The 23,802-nt window shown below is 45.6% G+C and carries 18 protein-coding genes; 11 read left to right on the top strand and 7 right to left on the bottom strand.

Translation table 11 applies throughout. From position 1 onward, the window contains the following. Positions 1-11: 11 nt before the first annotated feature. From DHAF_RS22460 to DHAF_RS22445, 4 genes are all read right to left on the bottom strand, one after another. Positions 12-1,355 carry an O-antigen ligase family protein gene (locus tag DHAF_RS22460; RefSeq protein ID WP_011461033.1) on the bottom strand — a complete coding sequence of 448 codons (1,344 nt, stop codon included), beginning with the start codon at positions 1,353-1,355 and terminating at the stop codon, positions 12-14. Between the two features lie 97 nt (positions 1,356-1,452). Continuing rightward, complete coding sequence (locus DHAF_RS22455; RefSeq protein ID WP_011461032.1) at positions 1,453-2,565, bottom strand: DegT/DnrJ/EryC1/StrS family aminotransferase; 1,113 nt, start codon at positions 2,563-2,565, stop codon at positions 1,453-1,455. Positions 2,566-2,696: 131 nt separating this feature from the next. Continuing rightward, positions 2,697-3,017 (bottom strand): type II toxin-antitoxin system RelE/ParE family toxin, encoded by a 321-nt coding sequence (locus DHAF_RS22450; RefSeq protein ID WP_005817080.1) that lies wholly within the window; start codon positions 3,015-3,017, stop codon positions 2,697-2,699. Then, the gene (locus tag DHAF_RS22445) at positions 3,007-3,270 is read right to left on the bottom strand and encodes a prevent-host-death protein (RefSeq protein ID WP_011461031.1); all 264 of its coding nucleotides are present in this window, start codon (positions 3,268-3,270) and stop codon (positions 3,007-3,009) included. The genes DHAF_RS22450 and DHAF_RS22445 overlap by 11 nt, the downstream gene beginning before the upstream one ends. A 176-nt stretch (positions 3,271-3,446) precedes the next feature. On the opposite strand from DHAF_RS22445, the gene relB reads away from it, so the two are divergent. Further along, positions 3,447-3,599 (top strand): type II toxin-antitoxin system RelB family antitoxin, encoded by a 153-nt coding sequence (gene relB, locus DHAF_RS22440; protein ID WP_015945264.1) that lies wholly within the window; start codon positions 3,447-3,449, stop codon positions 3,597-3,599. Positions 3,600-3,662: 63 nt separating this feature from the next. Here the strand turns inward: relB and DHAF_RS22435 are convergent, their stop codons facing one another. Continuing rightward, positions 3,663-5,729 (bottom strand): cell wall-binding repeat-containing protein, encoded by a 2,067-nt coding sequence (locus DHAF_RS22435; protein WP_015945263.1) that lies wholly within the window; start codon positions 5,727-5,729, stop codon positions 3,663-3,665. Positions 5,730-6,074: 345 nt separating this feature from the next. Further along, complete coding sequence (locus tag DHAF_RS22430) at positions 6,075-7,226, bottom strand: Fic family protein (RefSeq protein ID WP_041272021.1); 1,152 nt, start codon at positions 7,224-7,226, stop codon at positions 6,075-6,077. A gap of 341 nt (positions 7,227-7,567) precedes the next feature. On the opposite strand from DHAF_RS22430, the gene DHAF_RS26215 reads away from it, so the two are divergent. The 10 genes from DHAF_RS26215 to DHAF_RS22390 all read left to right on the top strand — a co-directional run bounded on the left by DHAF_RS26215 (position 7,568) and on the right by DHAF_RS22390 (position 23,107). After that, complete coding sequence (locus DHAF_RS26215) at positions 7,568-7,714, top strand: hypothetical protein (RefSeq protein ID WP_015945261.1); 147 nt, start codon at positions 7,568-7,570, stop codon at positions 7,712-7,714. 68 nt (positions 7,715-7,782) lie between these two features. After that, on the top strand, positions 7,783-7,995 hold the full coding sequence (locus DHAF_RS22425; RefSeq protein WP_015945260.1) for a hypothetical protein: 213 nt from the start codon (positions 7,783-7,785) through the stop codon (positions 7,993-7,995). 100 nt (positions 7,996-8,095) lie between these two features. After that, positions 8,096-8,263 (top strand): hypothetical protein, encoded by a 168-nt coding sequence (locus DHAF_RS26210; RefSeq protein WP_015945259.1) that lies wholly within the window; start codon positions 8,096-8,098, stop codon positions 8,261-8,263. A gap of 384 nt (positions 8,264-8,647) precedes the next feature. Next, positions 8,648-10,279 carry an N-acetylmuramoyl-L-alanine amidase gene (locus tag DHAF_RS22420; RefSeq protein WP_015945258.1) on the top strand — a complete coding sequence of 544 codons (1,632 nt, stop codon included), beginning with the start codon at positions 8,648-8,650 and terminating at the stop codon, positions 10,277-10,279. A 477-nt stretch (positions 10,280-10,756) separates the two neighbouring features. Beyond that, complete coding sequence (locus DHAF_RS22415; RefSeq protein WP_015945257.1) at positions 10,757-14,164, top strand: cell wall-binding repeat-containing protein; 3,408 nt, start codon at positions 10,757-10,759, stop codon at positions 14,162-14,164. Between the two features lie 349 nt (positions 14,165-14,513). After that, positions 14,514-16,901, top strand: coding sequence for a cell wall-binding repeat-containing protein (locus DHAF_RS22410; protein WP_015945256.1), 2,388 nt, complete (start codon positions 14,514-14,516; stop codon positions 16,899-16,901). 35 nt (positions 16,902-16,936) lie between these two features. Continuing rightward, a complete protein-coding gene (locus DHAF_RS22405; protein WP_015945255.1) occupies positions 16,937-18,850 on the top strand; it encodes a cell wall-binding repeat-containing protein in 1,914 nt (637 codons plus the stop codon). A gap of 49 nt (positions 18,851-18,899) precedes the next feature. After that, positions 18,900-20,018, top strand: coding sequence for a TolC family protein (locus tag DHAF_RS22400; protein WP_015945254.1), 1,119 nt, complete (start codon positions 18,900-18,902; stop codon positions 20,016-20,018). A 63-nt stretch (positions 20,019-20,081) separates the two neighbouring features. After that, entirely contained in the window at positions 20,082-21,269 is a 1,188-nt protein-coding gene (locus tag DHAF_RS22395; RefSeq protein WP_015945253.1) for a TolC family protein, read from the top strand. A gap of 11 nt (positions 21,270-21,280) precedes the next feature. Beyond that, positions 21,281-23,107: an O-antigen ligase family protein gene (locus DHAF_RS22390; RefSeq protein WP_015945252.1), complete on the top strand. Its 1,827-nt coding sequence runs from the start codon at positions 21,281-21,283 to the stop codon at positions 23,105-23,107. Between the two features lie 123 nt (positions 23,108-23,230). Here the strand turns inward: DHAF_RS22390 and DHAF_RS26275 are convergent, their stop codons facing one another. After that, positions 23,231-23,770, bottom strand: coding sequence for an IS1634 family transposase (locus DHAF_RS26275; RefSeq protein ID WP_049769587.1), 540 nt, complete (start codon positions 23,768-23,770; stop codon positions 23,231-23,233). Positions 23,771-23,802 lie beyond the last annotated feature (32 nt).

Raw genomic sequence — 23,802 nt, 5'->3', positions numbered from 1 at the left:
CTCAGCCTTCTTTAAAGTAATCCGCGTCGTCTTTTCAGGGAATTGTAGGCCAGTCCGATGGTGATGGAAAAGAGAGTCATCAGCTGGAGATTGTAGAATATACCGGCCATAAAATTATAGACGAAGATGGAGGGCAGAACGGCCACATAGGCCGCGATCAGCTGGGTCGGCAGATCGTAAGAACGTCCGTGCACCAGCATCTGACTTTGTCTTCTCAGATGCATAAACCCTTTGATAAAGGGCAGGAGGAAGAAGCTCAGATAAACCACCAGCCCGACAAAACCATAGCGTCTGGAGAAGAGGGCATATTCATTATCCACCAGGGTGGTCATGACATACTTCTGGGTACCCCAGCCCAAAATCGGCGATTGGGAGATGCTCCCCACGGCGACTCCCCAACGATCCATATGCCCTTGGAAAGAAGTGCTGTTGGAGAAATTCAGCCCCTCGGTAAGCCGGTAGAAGAAGTCCCCGGAGGCCGTGGCAAAAAGGATGATAGTCAGCAAGAACAAGGCCCCTATTTTGATCATGACCTCTTTACTGCGATGGTGATAGAAAAAGGCCCATGCGCACAGAATGATGTAAAGCAAAGCGATGCCAAAGAGAGCCGTACGGGAGATGGTGAGAAACTCCAGTTTGATGACCAGGCCGATGAGAGCGAAGAGGAGCCAAGGGAATTTGCCCAGATGCTCTCCGAAGAAATAGTGAACGGTGAGATAGGACAGGGTAACCACCGTAAAGATACCGAAGACATTAGGGTTGTCAAAAGTCCCCAGAACCCGGGCCGGGTTACCCAGAATCAGAGTATCCCAGTGCAGGGGATTGAAGAAAGGGGAGATCCAGGTATTCATATTAAATAAGTTAAAATGCTGTCCCCAGCCAAAAAGGATGAGAAAGCCTAAGGCTCCTAAGAAGACGTTCTTAAGGAAACCGAACTCGCCTTCTTGCAAGTCAATGGACAGAACCAGGGTGATTACCAGAAAATGTTTGCAGAAAGTGACCAGTTCCATCACGTCTCTCAAGCCGTAGTAGCCGGCTCCCAGAATCACCACGCCATAGAAATTGGAAATGGCATAGGAAAGGGTAAGAAGCCCCCCAAGGATCAGAACCCATTTGAGTACCGGCTGCTGTGCCCGAAGCTCTTCCCGGGCATCAGGTGAGAAACGGAATCCCCTGGCTATAAAGGCTAAGAGATTTAAGCCAAAGATTCCGAATAAAAGCACCTCATCCACCCGGATATTGGGTAAAGAAGGGTGAACTTCAAAGGAGGGAAGAAGCATCGCTGATAGCATCACCAGTACCAGTAAAATCAAACGACTCTCATTGCGTCGGGTCAGTCCATTATTCCAAAACATAGGGGCCTCCTCAAATGCTTACTTATTTTGCATCTATCTAATCAACAAACCTCGTATTCCAGTTATTAATTTACCCTAAACAAAAAATATCATGAACTCAGCCTAATATCTTTAACAGGATGACCGCAATTTCCTCTTGCTGTTCCTGAGTTAATTCCGGATAACAGGGAATAGCCAGGGCTTGCTCACAAGCCTCTTCGGCTATAGGGAAATCCCCGGCCTGATAGCCCAGATAGGCTAAGGCTTTCTGCAGATGCAGAGGCACCGGATAATAAACAGCATTGGCCACGCCCCTCTCTGTTAAAGCAGCCATAAGCTTCTCCCGCTGAGTCGTTCGCACTACATAAAGATGGAAGACATGCTTATTCGACCCAGCTGTAAAGGGGAGGGTGACCTGATGAGTGTCTGCCAAAGGAGCCAACAGTTGATGATAGACGGCAGCCTTTTCAGCCCGGGTCTGATTCCACTGATCGATGTAACGGAACTTAACCCGGAGGATAGCTGCCTGCAGTTCATCAAGACGGCTGTTATACCCGATCTCATCATGATAATACTTGGTCTGGCAGCCATGAAAACGCAGCATGCGGGCCTCCGCGGCCAAGGCATCGTCATTGGTGACGATCATCCCGCCATCTCCATACCCGCCTAAATTCTTGGTGGGGAAAAAGCTGAAGGTTCCCGCATCCCCAAGAGCTCCGGCCTTATGTCCTTTATATTCTGCCCCTATAGCTTGTGCCGCATCCTCAATCACCTTTAACTGATGTTTTTGAGCCAGAGCCAGGATGGGATCCATATCCGCCATCTGGCCAAAGATATGGACGGGAATAATTCCCTTGGTTCGTGGGGTAATCTTTTCCTCCAGCTTAGCCTCATCCATATTCAAGGTACGGGGATCCACATCCACAAACACCGGCGTAGCACCCACTTGGGCGATGGCTTCCGCAGAAGCAAAAAAGGTGAAAGGGCTGGTGATCACTTCATCGCCAGGGGCTATGCCACAGGCTTTTAAGGCAATCACCAAAGCATCGGTGCCATTGCCGACAGCTATGGCATGCTTGGTCCCGCAGTACAGGGCCATCTCTTCCTCGAAGCGCTTCATCTCGGGACCAAAAATAAATTTGCTGGAATCCAGAACCGCCAGGACGGCCTGATCTATTTCCTCTTTAATAGAAAGATATTGAGCCTTCAAATCCAACAGGGGAATAGACATAGTATTCTTCCTTTCATCATATAATGTCTAATATGTTTAAAATTCTACACTTAAGGGTACAACGAAAAAGGGCATATTTCAAGGCGTGAGCTAAAAAGCCGCCATAATGAAAGACGGCTTTTGCCTACACCTTATAATAGGCTGCGGTATTCCCGTGCACCGTATATCACACGCATGACGACGATTTCCTTCTGTACCTGATCCGCTAAATAAAACACCAGATAGTTCTGGACTACCAGCTTTCGGTAGCCCTTGGAAGCCAGATAAGGATCTTCCGCTGCAGAGCCGATAAACGGAAATTGTTGTAAACGATTGACGGATTCCTCTATTTCTCCCAGCAGGTTTAAGGCCGCCGGTGGATTTAAGAGGACGGAACTGATATAGGTATCAATTTCATCCAAGTCCTCATAGGCCAGTGGTGTATACCGGACACGGTAGTTTTCACTCCCCATGTTTCCTCCTCAATCGCTTGAATACATCCTCTCCATCCAGAAGGGGAACGCCCGTCTCAAGCTGACGTTCAGCGGCACTGAGCTTTCGATAAACATCCAGAAGCCCCATCTGCTTGTCGTAGGTATCCATGCTCATGACAACAAGGTGGCCACTGCCGTTTTTAGTAATAAAAACCGGCTCGTTTTTTTGGTAACACAACTCGGAAATCTTTCCGGTATCGCGCAGGTCAGCCATTGGTCGAATCGTTGGCATAACAATCAGCTCCTTTTCTGCTCATAATATATCATATTTGCAAGGCAAAATTCAAGCATAATTATGACTTAACTTTGTGCAAAAGGATTGATTAAGGGTTCAGTAGGGCGACATTTTATTGACAAATGACTCATGAACATAATACTATGTATTTACAAAGAGAAAGGGGCTATATAATGCAAAGTGTAACGAATGTGGTGGGAAGGGTAATCCTTGAACAGATAGAAGACGAATATGATCTTGAGTTATATGAAAAATCCATGGCAGAATATCGAAAGAATCCTGTGACCTATTCTCTCGATGAAGTGGAAAAGGAATTGGAGTTATAAAAGGGAGTGTCCAGCTGCTGTGAAGCAGCCAACGACACTCCCTTATCTATTTGGATTATCTTCCTAGCGCAGATGCTGATTGAGCAGTGGAAACAGGCCTTCAGCCGTATTCTCATCCACCCAGCCCATCGCCCAGGGGCCTACTCCAGCCAGTCCGAATTCATTGATGATGGAGAGCTTGGCATTCCAGCTGGTATAATCATCGAAGAATACGGTGTGCTCCACACCCTTCTCATCGGTATACTTAAAGGTCGGTGTCCCTACAGGATCCGCATCATTGTATTTGGAGTAGGTGATAGTTGCGCCATAGGAGTCGGCGAGCTCTAAAGCCTTGGAATAGCCGAAGGCTGTAGAATTGTAGGTGGGATTGCCATTGGCATCTTTACCGTCAACCACCCAATCCCGTCCGTAATAAGGAATCCCCATCAGAACCTTGCTCATGTCTACCCCTTGACCTTGGATATAGGTCAGAACCTGCTTAATCCAAGGATAAGGGGCGATGGGTCCGGGAGCGGAAGTCCGATAATGATGATCATAGGTCATGACATGGAGATAATCCACAGCATGAGAAAGAGCTTCATAATCATAGGCATCCAGCCAGTACTGAGAGGAAGACATGCGGGGCATGACCGCCATGACCACCAGCTTATTCATAGACTGTAACTCAGAGTGGAGGGATTCCATAAAGGCGGTCAAATCGTTTCTTACTCCATCATAGGGATCCTTGACATCCCCGTAATCCAAAGGAGTCTCAAAATCGATGACCACTCCGTCCGCATTGGTATTCTTAAGCAGAACCACGATCTCGCCGATCAGCTTTTCCCGGGCGGCCGGGCTTTTCAAGAGAGTATTCAAGGTTGCCCCGCTGCCATTGATCAGAGGCAGAACTTTCATGCCCAGCCCGTGAGCCATATTGGTCAGCTGCTTATAATTGCTGGAACCCTCATCCCATACCAGCTTCAAGCTTCCATCCGTACCGATGGAACCACGCCAGTTGGGGGACACATAATCCACATAATCGGTAGCCTTGCCGGGAATCAAGGAAAGTTGACGAAGATAGGTCTCATAGCTGGCATAACCATCCCAGTATTGGAGGGAAATCTTCGGATTCACATTCCCTGTGCGGATAATGCTTTCCATGCCATAGCTGATCACGCCCCAACCACCCAGCAGAGTGAAGGCGGCCCCCTCGTCACGGCGGCTGCCCAGGTAGCTCATGCCCTCTTCGCTGAAGGCCTTGGGCGGGGCTAAGACGATGGGGTGATTGTTCTGTGCTGCCAGGGCGGCTCCTGCCAAGGCATCGGGGAATTTCGCCCCTGTAGCGATATAGACAGCCTCTGTATTGAAGCTTAAGCTGTTGAGTATTTCCAGATTGGTTCCGTAGCGGTCCGCGCCGGAGAGACGATCCACGGTATAATCCAGGTCCTCCAGCTGCGCCTGCACTTCAGGAAGGATGACTCCCTCCCCGCCGATTAAAGTCACTTCGGAGACGCCCAGGGCTTGCAGAGTTTCCAGAGTCACCTCAGGAACAGATTTCTTTTCTGTTAAAAGAAGGGGGATTCCCTGAGCGGCAGCGTAAGAGGAAATGCTTAAGGCATCGGGAAAATCACTGCCGGAAGCCAGGAAAACCTTTTCGGACTGAGGAACGGCTGCTTTAGCGATCTCACCCGCCGTCCCATAACGATTGGCCCCCTCAAGGCGTTCCACGGTTAAGCCTTGATCGGTCAAGGTATTCTCGACCTTCTCAGATACGGCGCCCGGGCTGCCCAGGATAGTGACCTTAGTGGCACCCAGACGCTGGATTTCTTCCAGCACGCCTTCGCTCAACTGAGCGGTCTCGGTCAGGAGAAGAGGGCCATTGACCAGGGAACTTTTTGCCAATACCACACCGGCCAGAGCGTCGGGAAAGTCATCCCCCCGGGCCAGAACCACCGCATCGGCATAATTCCAGCCTGATTGGGAAACTTGAATAGCTGTATCATAACGGGAAGTCCCCGCAAGACGCAACGGCTGGGTCATGGAGGTTTCCGCTTTAACTTCCTCAGGTATTATGGGAGTAAACATGGGACTTGTGAATAAAAGGGTGAATGCCGTCAGAGTCACAACGGCTGTTTTGATGCTCTTTTTCATCTCTCTCTCCTTCCATACTTCTCATCTGGCCGACTAAGCTCCATATCAGCTTGTGAGCCAAGCTTACCCACCTATTGCTCAGCATCCTGAGCGTAATAATTAATAAGCAAAGTCTTTAAACATAGACTACAGAAGACCACAAAATCTGACATGCTCTCGGATACTTGAAAATAATTCGCGACAAAAGGTCAAATACCTTGTAGAAATAACAGGAAAATCCAAAAGTTAATAAATTCTTAACATCTAGGTCTGGGGCTTGCTGAAACCAGCCCGAAAACCGTGAAATAATTGGGTTAAAAAAAAGCACCTGAATAAACAGATGCTTTCAGAGTTATTCTTTTCATTTTAGGTATCTTTACGCAGTATCTCCAGATACTCTTCATAAGCAAACACCCGGCTTCTGCGGACATTCTCGGTTTGCTTTAGGATTCCCAATTCAACAAGCTTGTTAACAGCATTGGACACTGTATTAAAAGAAAGTTCCAATGCCAGACTGGTTTTTTTTATGTCTATAATCGGACTGCTTTCAAGATAGTTGAATACCTTCATGACAGTTTTTGAAGCTTTCCCGGTGTTTTTTACAACTTCAACATTTTTATAATGCAGCTTGAGTATCCTTTCAATTGTATCAATTGCATCCTGAGCCGACTCATAGGCCGCTAAAAGAAAGAATTTCAGCCATTGCTCAAAATTGCCTTTCGATCTAACTTCTGTCAATCGGTCATAATACTCAATTCTGTTTCTCTTTAAAAAATAAGATATATATAAAGTCTCATGACTCAATAGGTTTTGGTTAATCAGATAAAGTGCAATGAGAAGCCGGCCTATTCTGCCGTTACCATCTAAAAATGGGTGGATGGTTTCAAACTGATAGTGAATCAAAGCTATTTTAATTAATGGATCAAGCTCATCCTCGCTGTTTATAAATTTTTCAAGGTCAGACATCGCCTCAAGCATGTCTTCAGGATGGGGAGGAATGTACCTTGCATCCCTTAAGGTGCTGCCTGCCGGTCCAATCCAGTTTTGGCTACTCCTGAATTCACCGGGGCTTTTTTCTCCACCTCGTACGTCCTGCATGAGTATCTCGTGAATTTCCTTAAGCAGGCGATTGCATAATGGAAGTTCAGCAAGCCGTGCTGAGCCATAATGCGAGGCCTTAATATAGTTGATGACATCGGCGACATTCTGGTTGGTGTTCTCCTCAATGTTCGGGTCCAGTATATCATCCAGTGTCACCTGAGTACCTTCAATTTGCGAAGACAGCAAGGCTTCCTTGCGTACATACATAGAAACAAACAGATCAATATCAGGAATCTGTCTTGACATGCCTTCTAAAATACCGATGCTGCGGTTAGCCTTAGCAAGCAGCTTAATAGTTTCTTCATCAAGCTCAATGGGTGGACTTGGCGGCAACGGATAAGGTAAAAAGGATCGATATTGAAGCTCACCGGTTAAATTTGTTCTATATTCGCCGGCACGGTTTTTCATGCTTCCCATCTCCTAAAATGAAATTACTGTCTTCAAAATAGCACAGTTATTTCATTTTATCAATAAAAATGAAATAAAACTATGTTTTCGACATCCTTATTTCATTTTACCCGTAATAAGCAATTGGCAAACATTTCGTGACAAAAGGCCAAATACCTTGTAGAAATAACAGGGAAATCCAAAAGTTAATAAATTCTTAACATCTAGGCCTGGAGCTTATATGGAAAAGCATCTGAAACAAGGAGGTGTTAGAAATCTAACTTTTTTGAGAATATCTGGTATACTATAATTAGCATCAATTGAGTTCTTACGACGCTTGGAGTATAATAATCATAGGAGGATGTGTGTCCATGAAAATCTATTTGGACAACTGCTGCCTTAACCGCCCCTTTGATGATCTGAGTAACGATATGGTGCGCATGGAAGCCGAAGCAGTGCTTGCGATCATTAATCGATGCGAGAGTGATGGATGGGATTTTTTCACCAGCGCTGATTAACGCAGCGACCCGCTCAGACGCAAATGTGAAAGTAAAAAATCCCTTGATATGGCTGACGGAGGTGCTATATGATGAACAGTAATTTAAACTCCATCCAGGAAGAGGGCTTTCGTCTTTTGGTAAACGGCCTGGGTACGGCGGGAGCAGTGAATTTCCTAAGGCAGTTCGATAGCGGAAGCGGCAACTACACCGAAGAACGCACGAAACTGCTTGAAGGCGCAACGATTGATGAAATTGCTGCCCGAATACAAAGTCGCAAAGGACTGGGCGGCAAGTTGTGAGCGTCAAACCCAAATCACGTTTAGACAAATAGCTTATGTACCTGTGAAACCTAATAATAGTGTCTATTCCTAGGACTTTAACTGTTGGGGAGGGATCTTTGTGCTGGCTGAGGACAAACTTCGCGAAGAAGCATTAACAAACCCTTTGTACGATGACGAGGAGCTGACAGAAGAAGATAAGGCTGCCATTGCTCAGGGTAAGGAAGACATAAAAGCTGGTAAGATCCATAGCTTAGATGAGATCAAGAGACAGTTAGGTGACCTATGAATATAGTCATTACTACCTTATATACTCTTAGAGTTCTTCACCGCAGGGAAGTCTACGATAGATAATGATCGAGGGAAGGTCTCCCTCGATAAAGTTAGAGAAATCTGGTCGCTCATGAGAGTGGCCAGGTTTCTTCATGTTAATTGTGCAATTTGCAAATACCTTGTAGAAATAACAGGGAAATCCAAAAGTTAATAAATTCTTAACATCTATAAGAGGAAGAAAAGTTTATTTTTTTCTGTCTATGTAATTAAGGACAGGTCGGCTTTTATAACCGGACTTATATATGAAAGAAGTCTCATTAAATGGTCAGAATTTCCAGGAGGATTAAAGTGAAACCTGTCGAAAGTCCCAAGGATACCAAGTTAGCAAGGAGGGTTTTCTGTGTGGCCACGACGAAACAAATGGAGCCTGGTCCTGGGTGCTGTCTTCAGCTTTTGGCTGATGGGGCAAGCCAGTGTTAATGCCGCTCCCTTAACGGCAGAGGTAACGCGCATCTATGGAGAGACACGCATCGAGACAGCCATACGGATTGCTCAAGAAGGTTGGAGCGAGGCGAATACTGTAATCTTAGCCCGCTACGATGATTTTCCGGATTCTTTAGTTTCCGTGCCCCTCTCCAAACGTTATGACGCCCCCATTCTCCTGACGGCTTCCAAAGGTTTGGATGAAGGAGTCCTGGCGGAAATCAAGCGGCTCGGAGCACGGCATGTGATTCTTTTGGGGGGCACGGGAGTTATGGGAAATCCCATTACCAAGGCTCTGGAAAAAGAGGAACTGACCTGGGAAAGAATCGGGGGTGCCGATCGTTACGAGACTGCAGCTCTGGTGGCGGAGCGCTTAGGCGGGAACGGTCAGGTGATTCTCACCAGCGGAGAGAACTTTCCTGATGCTCTGGCTATCGGCCCTTATGCGGGGATTACCGAAACGCCCCTCTTGCTTACCAAAGCCAAAGAACTTCCCGAGGTCACCCGTCAGAAGCTGGTGGAATTGGGGGCCTATCAGTTGAATCAGGAGTCGGAGGCCGTAACCAAGACCACAGTAGTCGGGGGAGAAAAAGCGATTTCTCCGGAAGCAGTGGCTGGGCTGACGGGAATGACCCGCATTGCGGGAGATAACCGGTATGAAACGGCGGCCAAAGCTTTCTGGTTTACTCAAGAGGAATTTGGATCAGACTTTGCGTCCGAAACCCAGAGAACTTTTTTAGTGACAGGGGAGAATTTCCCCGACGCTCTGGTTACAGGCGCCTTAGCCGTTAAACAAAATGCTTACTTATTTATGGCCTATCAGGAAGACTTACCGGCGGTGACCTACTCTGCTCTGGGCAATGCGGCAACGGCTCAGGCTCAGCTCTTGGTTACCATCATCGGCGGGGAAACCGTGCTTTCCGAACGGGTCAAAGGGATCGTGGAAGGAAGTATACAACCTCCCTACCTCCTGGCGGGACTCACGGTCGTAGTGGACCCGGGACATGGAGGCAAGGACCCGGGGGCGTCGGGTCCCGGCGGGTCTCATGAAAAGAACTCCACCCTGTCGGTGGGACTTTACTTAGCGGATCTTTTGCGGCAAGCCGGGGCGAAAGTCGTCATGACAAGGACTGGAGATACCTCCCCCGCCGGTGGTAGCTATACAGAATTAAAAGATTTACAAGCCAGAGTAACCATAGCGAATCAGATTCCGGCGGATCTTTACGTCTCTATACATAACGATGCCTTTTCCAACCCGGAAGCCGGTGGAGTGACCACCTACGTCTCCGCAGAAAATCCTAAAGCCGAGGAGGGAAGAAAGCTTGCTTCCGCTGTTCAACAGGAATTGATTAAGCAGGTGGGGCTCCAGGATCGCAAGGTTAAAACCGCTAATTTTTATGTGATCAAGAATACCACCATGCCGGCCATCCTTGTTGAATTGGGCTTTATCTCCAATCCGGTGGAAGAGAAACTCATCAACGATCCGGAATTTCAGAGAAAATCTGCTCTGGGAATTTACCGGGGGATTCTCATTCACAGGGGATATTAGCTCAAACAAAACGGTAATTAAGAAAAAGTTTATAAAAAAGTTTACAAAGGGTCTGGAAAAAAGCTGAGTTTTTAGTTAGAATTTAAACATGCGCTCGTATAATTCTTAACTCCGAGATTTTCTAAGATTTTCTAAGAAATTTTTTCGGAGATATGCAGGAATATTAAATCCGGCATCGAATAGTTTATTACGAGTGTAGAAACTGTCAAAGGTTTCTTCATTAGTTCTGTCTAAAGGGTAAGCCACCCGCGAGGCGTAAGCCTCTCAGGGGGGACGCCCCCTTTAAGGGGTGGGATGCCTTTAGATATTGCGCAATGTCTAAAGATTTGCGGCTTATTTAAGGGGGTGAGTGACGACCACTGATCAGCAAAGGTGAGGAGTCTGGCACAGAACTTCTTAATTAAAAAACAAACATGACTGCCGTGACTTCGGAAGACAAAAAACGTTACCACAAGAATGAGAGGAGAAATTCACTACATGAACAAGACAAAAAAGGCTTTAGCCTCCTTAGCTATCGCCGGTATGGTATTGTCAATGGCTCCAGTCAGCGTATTCGCTGCTGAGACGGAAACCCGTCTTGCCGGTGCCGACAGATACCTAACCTCGATCAAAATCGCAGAAAAAGCGTATGCTTCTGCAGACACCGCAGTTGTTGCTGCCGGTAACCCCAATAACCTCGTTGACGCTCTTGCTGCAGCTCCCCTGGCAGCTCAAGAAGACGCTCCGATCTACCTGACCGACAAAGCTGACATGAATGACGATGTCGTCAAGTCCATGAAAGCTCTCGGTGTTGACAAAGTCATCGTAGTTGGTGCTGCTGCCAGCAAAGCTGTTGTTGACGAACTGAAAGCTGCCGGCTTCAGTGTTGAAGAAGTTAAAGGTGCTGGCCGTGTTGAAACTGCCGAAGCTATCAACAAGAAATTAACTGCTCCTGCAGGAACCTTCGTTGTTGGTTATGACGGCGTTGCTGACGCTATGTCCGTTGCTTCCTACGCAGCTGCTAACAACTATGCTATCGTAGTTGCTAACCAAAACGGTACTCCGAACGGCACTGTTGACGCTGACTACATTGTTGGCGGAACCACCCGTGTTAAAGACATTGCCGGTGCAAAACGTCTTGCCGGTGATGATCGTTATGACACCAACAAACAAGTTATCGCTGAACTCGACTTCGATTTCGGTACTGTCTATGTTGGTAACGGCCTCACTTTGGCTGATGCCCTCGTAGGTTCCGTGCTTGCTGCACAAACTAATTCCCCGATTGCTTTAACTGACGGAAAAACTGTAAAAGCTGACATTGCTTCCAACCTGGCTGACGACAGCGTTGTTGTTGCTCTTGGCGGAACCGCTGCTGTTAGCAATGCAGTAATCGACGCTGTTAAGAATCCTCCCTCAACCGGAGTATTTGCGCTGGAAAGCGTAACTGCTACTTCCGCTGATACCTTCACGGTAAAATTTGCTGGTCCTGCTGCGGATACCAGCAAGGTTACCTTCGAAGTGAAGCAGGATACCGCTCCTGTTGCCGTGTCCGCTTCATGGAACGAAGCTAAGACTGAAGCTACCTTGCAAAAATCTGCCAAATTTGTTGAAGCTGTCTACACTGTAAGTGTCAAAGATGGCGAAAAAGATCTCGGCTCCAAGAATGTGAGTGTAACCGAGCAAAAAGTTGCTAAAATTGACATTACCTCCGAAAAGTTGGGCGTTGTTACCAGAACTGTTGGAGACGAGCAAAAGCAATATGGTTATGCGACCTATAAGATCTTTGACCAATACCAAGTGGATATTACCAACTCAGCCTTGGCTAACAACGTAGAATTCCAAACAGGCGTAGGTGATATTACCCCCGACAAAGGCTTGCTTACCATAGAACCTAACGATAACCTGAATCTCCTGACCTTCAGTGGCGGTATCGTCATCAGTGCACATGAGACTACTTCTGGTGTCTCCACAACCAAGAATTTGATGGCTACTTCACAGATCGGTACTCTAAGTGATTTTACTTTCAAACCAGTCAAGTTAGAGCTGACTGCAGGTGATACTGCTACAGTTACCTATCTTGATTTCACAGCTACTGACATCAGTGGCAACGAAACCAAAAACTATACGCTGTTAGAAGAAGGTTTGATTTTCGTTAGCAATACTAAAGGTGATCAAAACTTTGGAAAACTTACCACTTCACACCCTCAAGTGACAGCTGAATTGGTCTCGGATCCTGCCGATTCTAAAAAAGGCCTGATCAAGGTAACCGTTGATTCAAGCGAAGTTCAGGTGGATATGCCGGGAGTTATCACGGCTATGACTTGGACCGGCAAAACATCGCAAGTTGATTTCACCCTGAAGAAGCAAGCAGAAGTCTCCAAATTCAAGCTCTATGCTCCTTCGGAAGTGATTGCCAGCAATGAATCCAAAGAGATTCCCTTCGCTGCTTATGACCAAAACGGTAAAGCAATTACGAAATTCGCTGATTTGGATGGCAAAGTTGAAATTAGTAAGGATACCGCAACATTGGTGAGAAATGCTGATGGTACTGCTTCCGTTAAATCCGTTCCATATCAGCTTTCTTCCGGTCAAAGTTCCGTCACTCGGGTTGTAACCAGTGTTGTCGGTCGTACCGGTGACTTCAGTAGTGTGAACATCAGAATCCAAAAACCTGTACAAGCAGATGCGCTCAAAGTTGACACCGATGTCGTCAAGAGCATTCTTCAAGCAGCTGCTGCAGACAGTAACGGTACCTTGATTGATACTGGAGCAACTCAAGTAGCCGACTTCGGTTGGGATGCAGGCGGATTCACTATTGTTGACCAATATGGCCGCGATATCGATATGACAACACTTGGCAAGAATAATGATTATAAAATTCTTGTAAATGCAACTGGCAAAATTAAAGCAACAGTACTTGAAAAGAATAGCGCGGGCAAGCTTGTTCCACGAACGGGTACCACAAATATGGGTACTGAGACGACTCCTATTAATGTAAATAATGACAAGTTGCTGATTAACGGCGAATCCCAAGTTGAATTCGAAGCCCTAGGAGTAGGTTCGGGCGCTGTTACGTTCACTCTATATGATGGAACTAAACCCGTCGACAGCAAATCTATGTCCTTCACTTCAATCAAATCCGATGACATCAAAGACTACAGAATCGACCAACTGGAGAAGCCTATCTATGCTTATGCTTCATCCACAACGACAGCGTCTGCCCTTACTCTTAAGCAAAAAGACTACAAGGTAAATCCCAAAGTTTATGGCTTAACAGCATCTAAAGCTGATGTTGTCTTAAAGGGTAATCCTGTTATCGGTGCTGTAAGCACAAGCGCTGACTTCTTAGTCATTGCTGGTGATGATCCAAATGGTAACGCCTACGATTCTATTGAAGTAGTTGCCAAAAAGGCATCTGATCCTGCTAAAGCTGAATCCAAAGGAAACCTTACGGTCACCATCAAAGGCGCAGATAATAATCTGTATGCTGTAGGAACACCGCTCACTTCTTCAGTTGCTAACCCTGCAGCAGCAAGCGTTGCTGTGGTTGTAAAGACCCAAAAAGCTGGCATTACGATAGATGATGTCGATAAAGACAAAATTTATCTGAAGGGTACCAGCGATCAGATCAAAGCTTTACTTGGCACAACATTCAACAAGTATACTGCTGATGGAACAGCCAAGGGTGCACAAAATATCTACTTTGCACCAAAAGACCAATACGGTAAAACAGGTTGGGGTATGGCTCGCTATAGTGTCTTAAACAACAGTACTTCAATTGGTGTAAGTACCACTGGTGATATCACTTTACCTGCTGGTGCTCTCACGGATGGTAGCATCACCGTTTCTGCTAGTACTGCAACCGGCTTGATCAAGACTATCGAAATAGAGATTGATGTGAACTAACTAAATAATGCTTGGTGGGCATCGGCAAAAGCCATGCCCCCGAGATCGCATCTCTTAAGATTCGATAATCCAGAGAAACCTGGCCTCTTTTATGAGCGGCCAGGTTTCTTCGTAATAACCTAACTTTGGAGTTAGGCAAAGGACTGTATGGGCAATATTATCTCCAGTGATCATGGAAAAAACGGTTCAGGTCATTCCTTGAAATTTATCCTCGATACTTTTTCCTCGTTAGGTTATAATTAAAATATACGACTATATATAGTATAGTCATAATAGAAGGTTAAATAATTCATACGAAGAAGTAAATACATAAAGGTAAATCTAAATAGTAAATGGGGGAGATAGGGATATGGGGAGATTTAAACTTAGGTTAATGACAATCCTTTGTTTGATAATGATTATGGTGCTGACCATCCCACAAAACACCTATGCATTAAGCACACCGGCTACGCCTACCGGGTTAATAGCTACGGCAGTCAGCGACAATCAAATTAATCTGTCATGGAATTCTGCCAGTGAGGCCAGCCAGTATTACATATATCGCTCCAATTCAGTCTCAGGCGAATATACATACATGGGTGCAGTCGCGGGTACCAGTTTCAGCAATACTGGCTTAATGGCGGCAACCACTTATTATTATAAAATTCAGGGGATTAATAGTGTGGGCTCCAGCAGTTATTCTTCAGCAGCCAGCGCGAAGACCTTAGGGAGCTCAGGTACTTCGACAGAGATCCAAAGTGATCGCATCTTTGGTGCTAATCGGTACGAGACTTCTGCTGAAATAGCTGCGGCAGGGTGGAGTACATCTAGTTATGCTGTTTTGGCCAGTGGGGAGAATTTCCCCGATGCCTTGTGTGCATCACCCTTAGCGGCCAAATTTAAGGCGCCGATCTTGCTCACTTCTAAAAATAAGTTGGAGGAACCTACGAAGAACCAGTTTTTGAGCCTTAATGTGAAAAATGTAATCATTGTGGGGGGAGAAGGAGTTATCTCTGCTAAAGTCGAAAAAGACATTAAAAATCTTGGAATTACGGTTTCCCGAGCTTCAGGAATGAATCGTTATGAAACTTCTCTGGAAGTTGCTAAAATGATAGGCAGTTTTGATGAAGCTGTTGTCGCTACCGGCAGTGATTTCGCGGATATTTTATCTGTGGCTCCTATTGCAGCTCAAAAGGGTATGCCCATTCTGCTGACTCCGAAAAACAGTATATCCAATGCTTTGAAAAACCTATTGGATAAGAACGTGGACCGGACTTATGTCTTAGGAGATGCCGATACGATAAATGCAACGGTAGTCAATAAATTACCTTCTCCCCAGCGGTTATATGGGACCAATCCCTATGATGCCAATATTAAAATTATCGAATACTTTGCTAATGATCTTGATCTGAGCACTGTCTATGTGGCGACAGGGGAGGCCTATCCGGACGCTCTGTCCGGTTCGGTCTTTGCCGCCCGTTCTTATTCACCAGTCATCCTCATAAAAAGTTCACTGCAAGCTGCCTCGGAAAAATTTATCGCGGAGAATTCGGGGAACATTGATAAGGCCGTGGCTTTCGGAGGGACCGGAGCTATATCTGATACACTCTTGAAAAGTATTGCGCCTTCCACCGGAGAGGGGACCGGGAATTTACCAACTCCGAGCAATGTGGTCGCCAATACCATCGATACCAATCAGGTCTATTTGACTTGGAACACCATCAGCAATGCTAACACCTATATTATCTATCGCGGAACCTCGTATTCGGGAACCTATACAGATATCGCAACTGTCAGTAATCCTTATTATTTGGATACTTATCTACCCTCAGGAATCACCTACTATTATAAGATAAAGGCAGCTAATTCCTCAGGAACAAGCGCATATTCCAATATTGCCCAGGCAACGACACAGTCCGATGCCAACCTCTTGCAGGCGCCGGGTAATCTGGTCGCGACGCCTTTAACTACGGACGAGATCCATCTAACTTGGTATACCGTCCCCAATGCGGTCACTTATAACGTTTATCGCACTAAGTCTGATTCGGGGGTTTACACCATAATCGACTCGGTCAACTACCCTTATTATACCGACGACAATGTGGCCAGTGGCGCAACGTATTTGTATAAAGTCCAGGCAGCTAATTCCAGGGGAACGGGACCTTATTCCTCTGTCGTGATAGCCTCGCCCCTGTTAAGCACCGATGGCTTGGCCGTTCCCACCAATGTGGTGGCATTGAGCAAGAGCTCCAATCAAATCCTCCTCACTTGGAACGCAGCGGTAGGGGCGACTCACTATAAGATTTATCGGTCAACTTCATATTCGGGAACTTACACCAATATCGCTAACTTGACCTTGCCATATTATATTGATGAAGGCCTGACAGCGGGGATGACCTATTATTACAAAGTGCAGGCGGTCAGTAATGCGGGCTCCAGTGGCTTCTCGACGATTGCCTATACGGTAACGGGGGAGGGTTCGAGCAGTTTGGTTGCGCCTAATAACCTGACTGCTACGACTCTTAACTCCAGCCAGATATATCTGGCTTGGAATGCAGTGCCCAACGCCACATATTATAAGATCTATCGCTCGACTTCTTCTAACGGCAATTACGCCTTGATCAATACCAACGTCAATCCTTACTATACAGACCGCAATTTGTCGGCGAAGACGACCTATTATTATTACGTCGAAGCAGCTAATGACTCCAAGACCAGTGGTAAATCCAGCAATGCCAGTGCGCGAACCACCAATTAGCGGAAAAAGTGGCGCATATAAAAGGAGGATGTTTTTTGTTTAAATGGAAGAAGATGGCTGTATTTTTGGTCAGCTTAGGGATATTTACCTTAACAGTGGCGCAAAGCACCGATGCAGCAGTACTGAGTTCGCGAGTCGCCGGGAGTGATCGTTATCAAACAGCGATCGCCGCCAGCCAAAGTGGCTGGCCTACAGGGTCTGCTGCAGTAGTCATCACCACCGGTGAAAATTATCCTGATGCTCTGAGCGCCGCGCCTTTGGCGGGGAAATATGATGCACCGCTGTTACTGACGGCACGCACAGGATTAAGCCCGGAGGCTATAACAGAATTAAAGCGACTAAAACCCAAAAATGCCTATATTGTTGGCGGGCTCGGAGTGATTCCCTCCCCGGTGGATAAGCAGATTGCGGCCCTGGGCATCACGGTGAAGAGGTTCGCAGGGAAGGATCGTTATGACACGGCCCTGGCGGTGGCCAGGGAGGTGGGCACCAAGGAAGGTATTTTCGTCACCTCAGGACTAGAGTTTGCCGATACCTTGGCTGTGGCACCTATCGCGGCGGCTAAAGGTATGCCGATTTTGCTGGTTCCTAAGGACGAAATGACCGCAAATCTGGAAAACTATCTAGGAAGACTGAGAAATACCGAGATTGTGATAGTTGGCAGTGAAAGGGAAGTTGCCAAAACTATTGAAAATAAGCTTCCTGAAGGAACACGGATCGGAGGGGCTGATGCTTATATACGTAATATTGCTCTTCTCCGGTATTATGAGGATTCACTCGACGCGACGAAGATCTATGTGGCCACAGGGGAGTCTTTTCCGGATGCCCTTGGAGCGGCAGCTCTCGCCCAAAAAGGTGACCATGCTTTAATTTTGGTGAAAGGAAATCAGATTCCGCCTACTGTGCAAAACTATCTTAGCGCCAAGGTCGTTAGTGAAATAACTGTTTTCGGCGGAACGGGGGTTATTCCGGCGAAGACGGTGGAACAATTAGCTGCCTTACCGGCGGAGATCGATGAAGTCAAAAATATCACCGTTAATGTTAAGGAGAAAGAAACCTACAATCTGCCCGGCAAAGTAACGGTGACTACGAATAAAGGCAACCTGGTAGAGGTACCGGTAACTTGGAATCTGGATAATGTATCCACCCAAAAAGCGGGCACCTATTATTATCGTGGCGAGATTGAGGGGTATTACACCACAGTAGAGTTAACTCTGAATGTTGAGCCTGTAATCAGCAGGGCGGATACCTTTACTGCCGAAGTCGTGCAGGGAAGTAAATATAACCTACCGGAGTCAGTAATAGTTACTCTGAGCGACCAAACCAACAAGAAGTATCCGGTCATTTGGAGTTCGACGCCCACTGTGAGTATGTTAAATAAGGTAGGCACCTATAGCTTCCAAGGTACAGTCGGGGAAACTGGCCTGACAACGACGTTGACCCTGAAGGTATCTGAGGATTCAGCAATTAAGTTTAATGATTCGAATTTGGAATGGGCAGTGAAGTTCATGATGGGAAAAAATGCCTCCACCCAGCCAATCTACCTCAGTGATGTGTTAAGTCTCACCCACTTCGATGCCGAGGGCTATGGCATCAAAGATCTGACCGGCATGGAGCGCTTTACTAATCTTCAGTCGCTGAATCTGCGCAATAACCTTCTTGTAGGTTCCAAGCTCGCTCCCCTGCAGAAGCTGAGCAATCTGCAATCATTAAGCCTTGCCTTTAACGACTTGGAGCAGGTTACTTCTCTCAAAAGCCTGAATAATTTAACCTATTTAGAGCTGCAGGGTAACAATATTTTAGATTACGCACCCATTAAAGACATGACAAGGCTAACCGGTTTATTCCTTAAAGGAAACCCTTCCCACGATTATAGCCCTACCCGGGGGTTTTACGATCAGTTAGCGGAGAAAGATTTTGACTTAGATGCGGTCGATTATCTCAAGTAATTCTTGCCCAACTTCAAAAGCTATTTGTCACAGTAAAGGAGGATATCAGTTGAAAAAAGCACTATCGTTTATGTTGCTGGTTACGCTGCTACTGACCAGTACAAGCACTACCCATGTAGCACTTGCCGCGGAAGATAGCTTAGATATCGAAAAAGCAGCCATTCAGACCATTCAAAACTCCCAGCTCCTGAAGACGAATGGCCTGGGTATTGCCAAATTGGAAAGTACTTATGCCAATACTAAAGGAGCGCTGAAGCAATCCTTAGGGTATATCCCCTATACACCGGAACCCTTTCAGATCGTCAGATCCTATCTATTAACACCCAAAATACTGGAATCCAATCTAACTCAGTATTATAATGGGCATGCCATGTTAACCAATTCTGTACGCCTCTCAGCCTATCGTCAGTATGCTGATCTCCTTAAAGCGGACTATGCGGTCAATATCCAGAGCGAACTGGTGAATTCTCTGTATGAAGACTATAAGAAGGCGCGGATCGAGAAAGAAAAGGGCATGGTTACGGAAGCTCAGTTAAGGCTGGCGGAAATCGCCTATGAGCAAACCCGTTACCGATACCTCAGTGCCCAAAACAGTAAAGATTCTGCCTATCTGACACTTAACCACAGCATGGGAGAAGCCCTAGATAGAAAATACGCTACATTACAGGACTATAATGTCAAACCTGCAGCCCAAATTCGCACCCCTGAGGAATATATGAGCCAGGCTTTAGCCAATCGGGCGGAGGTCGGCAATGCTCAAAGTACCCTTGAATTGTTAGAAGAACAATATCGCTATGGACAATTTGATATACCCCCGGATTTTGAATTTTACGAACTGGAAGAGGGACAGAAGATAGCTGAAGCCAAGAACAATCTGGAGCTGGCCCGTATCAACGTCCAACAGAATATTGTTGAGCTTTATGGCTATTTGGAAAGCGCCATGAAAGCCATGGAAGCCATGCAGTACTTAGCTCAGCAAGGAGAACAGAATTATCAAGCTGCCCAAATTCGCTATGCTAATGATGAGATTACTTTTATCGACTTAAACAATGTAAAAATAGCGAAAACCCAAGCGGATATCAATTTTAAAAATGCCGAAATCGACGCCTGGTTGACGCAAACCACCATGAGCCTGGCTTGTGACGCCGGCCTCTATTCCGAAAGGTAATTAGCAAAAAAAGACGAAGCGATGAAGAAAAAACCGAAAAAACTGCGATAGGGAGGTTCTAATATGAAAAAGATACAGCTTAAGATAGTGGCTTTGGTGCTCGCGGCTTCGCTAATTTTCACGACCAATAGTATCCTGGCGGACTCAAGTTCCGCGACCGGGGAACAGAGCTCCGGTACAGTTGAGCCGGCTGTGGTTAGCGAGACTGTGGGGGGAACAGAGAAGGCTTCAGTGAGTGACGATAATAAGGCTGCTCTGCGTCTCTCGCTGGAAGATGCCCTCAAAGCCATCGAGACAGGTAATACTACTTTACAGCTGACAGATAGTAAGATATCGATCTATGATTATCAACACCAACAAGCCTTAGCTAGGCATAATGCTCTGCCCACCATCAATGATGAAGATTCGGCGAGAGAGAGGAAGCTGAATCACTTGCGAACCCTCTGGATCCTGGAAAATGCGAAGCATGATCGGGAGGAACAATTAAAAGGTCTGAAGATCCAGATAACCAATCAATATCAAGATGTGTTAGCTTTGCAGGAGCAGGAGAAGAACCTTAAGACTCAGCTGGGCAATGTAGATACTTACATCGCGCAGCTTAATCTGCAGATCGATCTGGGTCTGGCTATTCAGTCTCAGATCTACAGCTTAAACGCCCAAAAAAGCTCCTTGGAGGCTGCTCTGAAGGCGACTCAGAACAACATAAGCAGCTCAATGATTGGTTTAAAAAGGGACCTAGGTATTGATCTCCAGCGTGAGGTTATTCTGACTTCGGAATTAATAGCTTATACAAAATTTGATGATGCTAAGTTCGAGGAACAGCTGGCCCAAGCTATCGCCAACGACTACGATGTCCAAAGGTACGAAGAGGATATCAAACTGACGGATATCGAATACGATATTGCTCTCTATTATGACAATCCAGGGGCAGACCAGTTGCAGGTCAGCGTTGAAGATAAGAAAGCGACCCTTGAAGGCTTGTCGGTGAATAAGGAAGTGGCCCTGCGGATAGCTTACAATAATTTAAAGTCTTTGGAAAACTCCCTGGCAGCTGCGGAACTGGCTGTGGAAGCCGATCAGATTAATATTGAAATTTTGCAAAAGAAGATTGATGTTGGAACCTCAAGCAGCATTGAAATGATCGAACTGCAAAATCAGCTCCTCAATGATCAGTACACCTTGCTGCAGAACATCAACAACTATATGTCGGCAGCTGCCAGCTTACGGAACAGCCTCGAAACCACAAATTGAGGAGGACAACCGTGAGAACAAAGAAGTATGATAACTATGCCAAATGGTACTATTTATTGCCTATTATGTTTGTAGTGACAGTCTTACCTCTAATCGTATATTTGAAAGTAGTACCATTGACAGGTGCCAGCTACGATACTTGGACTGGTGTAACGGAAAACTATGATTTTTTCTCTTATTATAAAGGAATGTGGCTAATTATTGCTGCCGCCCTTGGCTTGTTTATGGTTGTGGTAAGGGCTTTTCAGAATGACCCTAATCTCCTTAAAAAAGAGTTAAAACAATTCTACCTAGTTATTGGGGTCTATCTACTCTTTATAGTTGGCTCCACGATCATTTCTGATTATCGTGCAGTGGCTTTGTCCGGTTATCCGGATCGCTATGAAGGTGTTTATGTCTTAATAGCGTACTTAGTTATCTTTTTAATCACGATAGCCCTAATCCAAAAGGAAAGCCATGTGCAATATTTGCTGGGAGCCTTAATGATAGGCGCCTTTGCCGTTGGAATTATTGGGCTTTTTCAATACCTAGGATATGACCCTTTTAAGATGGATTTTGTCAAAAGCTTATTTTTACCTGAACAATACAAGCATATTGCTAATGATTTGGAATTTCAATTCGATAAATACGTTATTTACGCTACACTTTTTCACTACAACTATGTTGGAAGTTACGCGGCAATGCTCTTTCCTCTTTGCTTTACCCTATTTATCTTGACCAAGAGCAAATCCTTTAAGATCGCCATGGGACTGATGACTTTATTGATGGGTATTGTCTGGCTTGGCAGTAATGCCCGTTCGGGAATCATAGGGGTCGCCTTTGCGTTTATAGTGCTACTCATTGCCATTAACAAGATTATCAAGAAGTATTGGAAATATTTTGCGGCCGGCCTTATAATTGTCCTTGCCCTATTTATCGGCCTTAATCAAATTTCTAATGGATATATTGGTACAAGGGTATCGTCCCTTTTCACAGATGCAAAAATACTGATTGGCATGGAAGAGAACACTGCACCCGGTAGTGAAAGCATACCCCTTAAAGAACTTAAAACCAGCGGGAATCAGGGCACAATTGTAACCCCATCCGAAACCCTTAACTTTGTCTTTGCAGATGACGCCTTGGCTTTCACAGATGGCAATGGTATTCCACTAGAGACGAGTTACGACTCGAGCAACGGAAAGATAACTATTCACAACCCAGCTTATAAAGACTACAGACTGAGCTATGGCCGAATCGATAACAATCGTATACTGAATCTGGTAAAAGGAAATATCCTTCTAGTATTCGATCTAAAGCCAGATCGAATTTCCCTAATCGATAATAAAGGAAATGAAGTCAGTCTCGAACCAGTGGAGGCTTGGGGCTTTGAAGGTAATGAGCGGATTGGTTCCTCAAGAGGATACATTTGGTCGAGATCATTACCCTTGTTGAAAAACTCCCTGATTTTTGGTTATGGCCCAGATACCTTTGCCATAGCTTTTCCACAACATGACATCATTGGCAAAATGTATGCTTACCATGGCGACATGTGGCAAGTAGTAGACAAACCTCATAATCTTTACCTGCAAATAGCCATTAATACGGGAGTAATATCCTTGCTCGCTTTTCTTTTCTTAGTAGGCAACTATTTATTCAGGTGCTTTCGTTTATATGTCTCTAATCCCTTCGATAGTTTTCTTTCCCAGGCCGGAGTAGCCGTTTTTGTTGCAATCGTCGGCTATCTGGGGGCTGCTTTCTTTAACGATAGCGTCGTATCCGTCGCTCCCGTATTTTGGGTCCTCTTAGGGCTAGGTGTTAGTGTCAATCACATCATCAGCAAAAGGACAGGTAGTGTATAGATATTTTTGAAGATGTTCTCTGATAACCTTACTTTTGCAATTAATAGACAAAAGAGGAGCCCTAAACCCGCATGAATGCTGGGATTAGGGCTCCTTTTTTATGTCGCAAAGTTGTAGTGAGAATTAGCCTTTTTTAACTTTCCCCAAAGTTTTTTTCAACTCTCCAAGAGACATGCATTTTCTTCCGAAGTCGATGTTAAACTCTTGTCCTATGTCAGCGAGTATCTCGTCATAGTAATCAAATAAATAATAGTTCTTCTGATTATGGCTGCAAGAACACTTTTCTAGGCTTTCTATAATAGCACTAACAGAGTGCTTTCCCTTCATTCGATACGCTAATACGCTTGCGATGACCAGTGCTACAAAGCATGTAAGAAAGTGAGATCGAATATGCTCTTCTCTGGATAAATAGATTGGCCTAGTTTCAAAATCGCTCTCGGTGATCTTAAATGACTCTTCGATTTTCCATAGACCTCGATAAATTTCTATAATACGTTCATCGGATTCCTTGTATTCGCTCGTTACAATCGCATAATAGCCATCAAGTGCATCCTCTTGTTCTAGCTTCTCCTCAATAAAGCGCAGTAATTGTTTTACATCCTTTAGAACCACACATGTTTTAGGATCGAAGGTTAAGCTCTTTACATACTTAACGGCTCCCATGGAAGTCGACTGAGAGTATTTACTAGGATGTT

This window comes from Desulfitobacterium hafniense DCB-2 (assembly GCF_000021925.1).
In the GTDB taxonomy this organism is placed as follows: domain Bacteria; phylum Bacillota; class Desulfitobacteriia; order Desulfitobacteriales; family Desulfitobacteriaceae; genus Desulfitobacterium; species Desulfitobacterium hafniense.
Note: the sequence above shows the minus strand (reverse complement) of the source record. Positions and strands in the feature narration are given on the sequence as shown.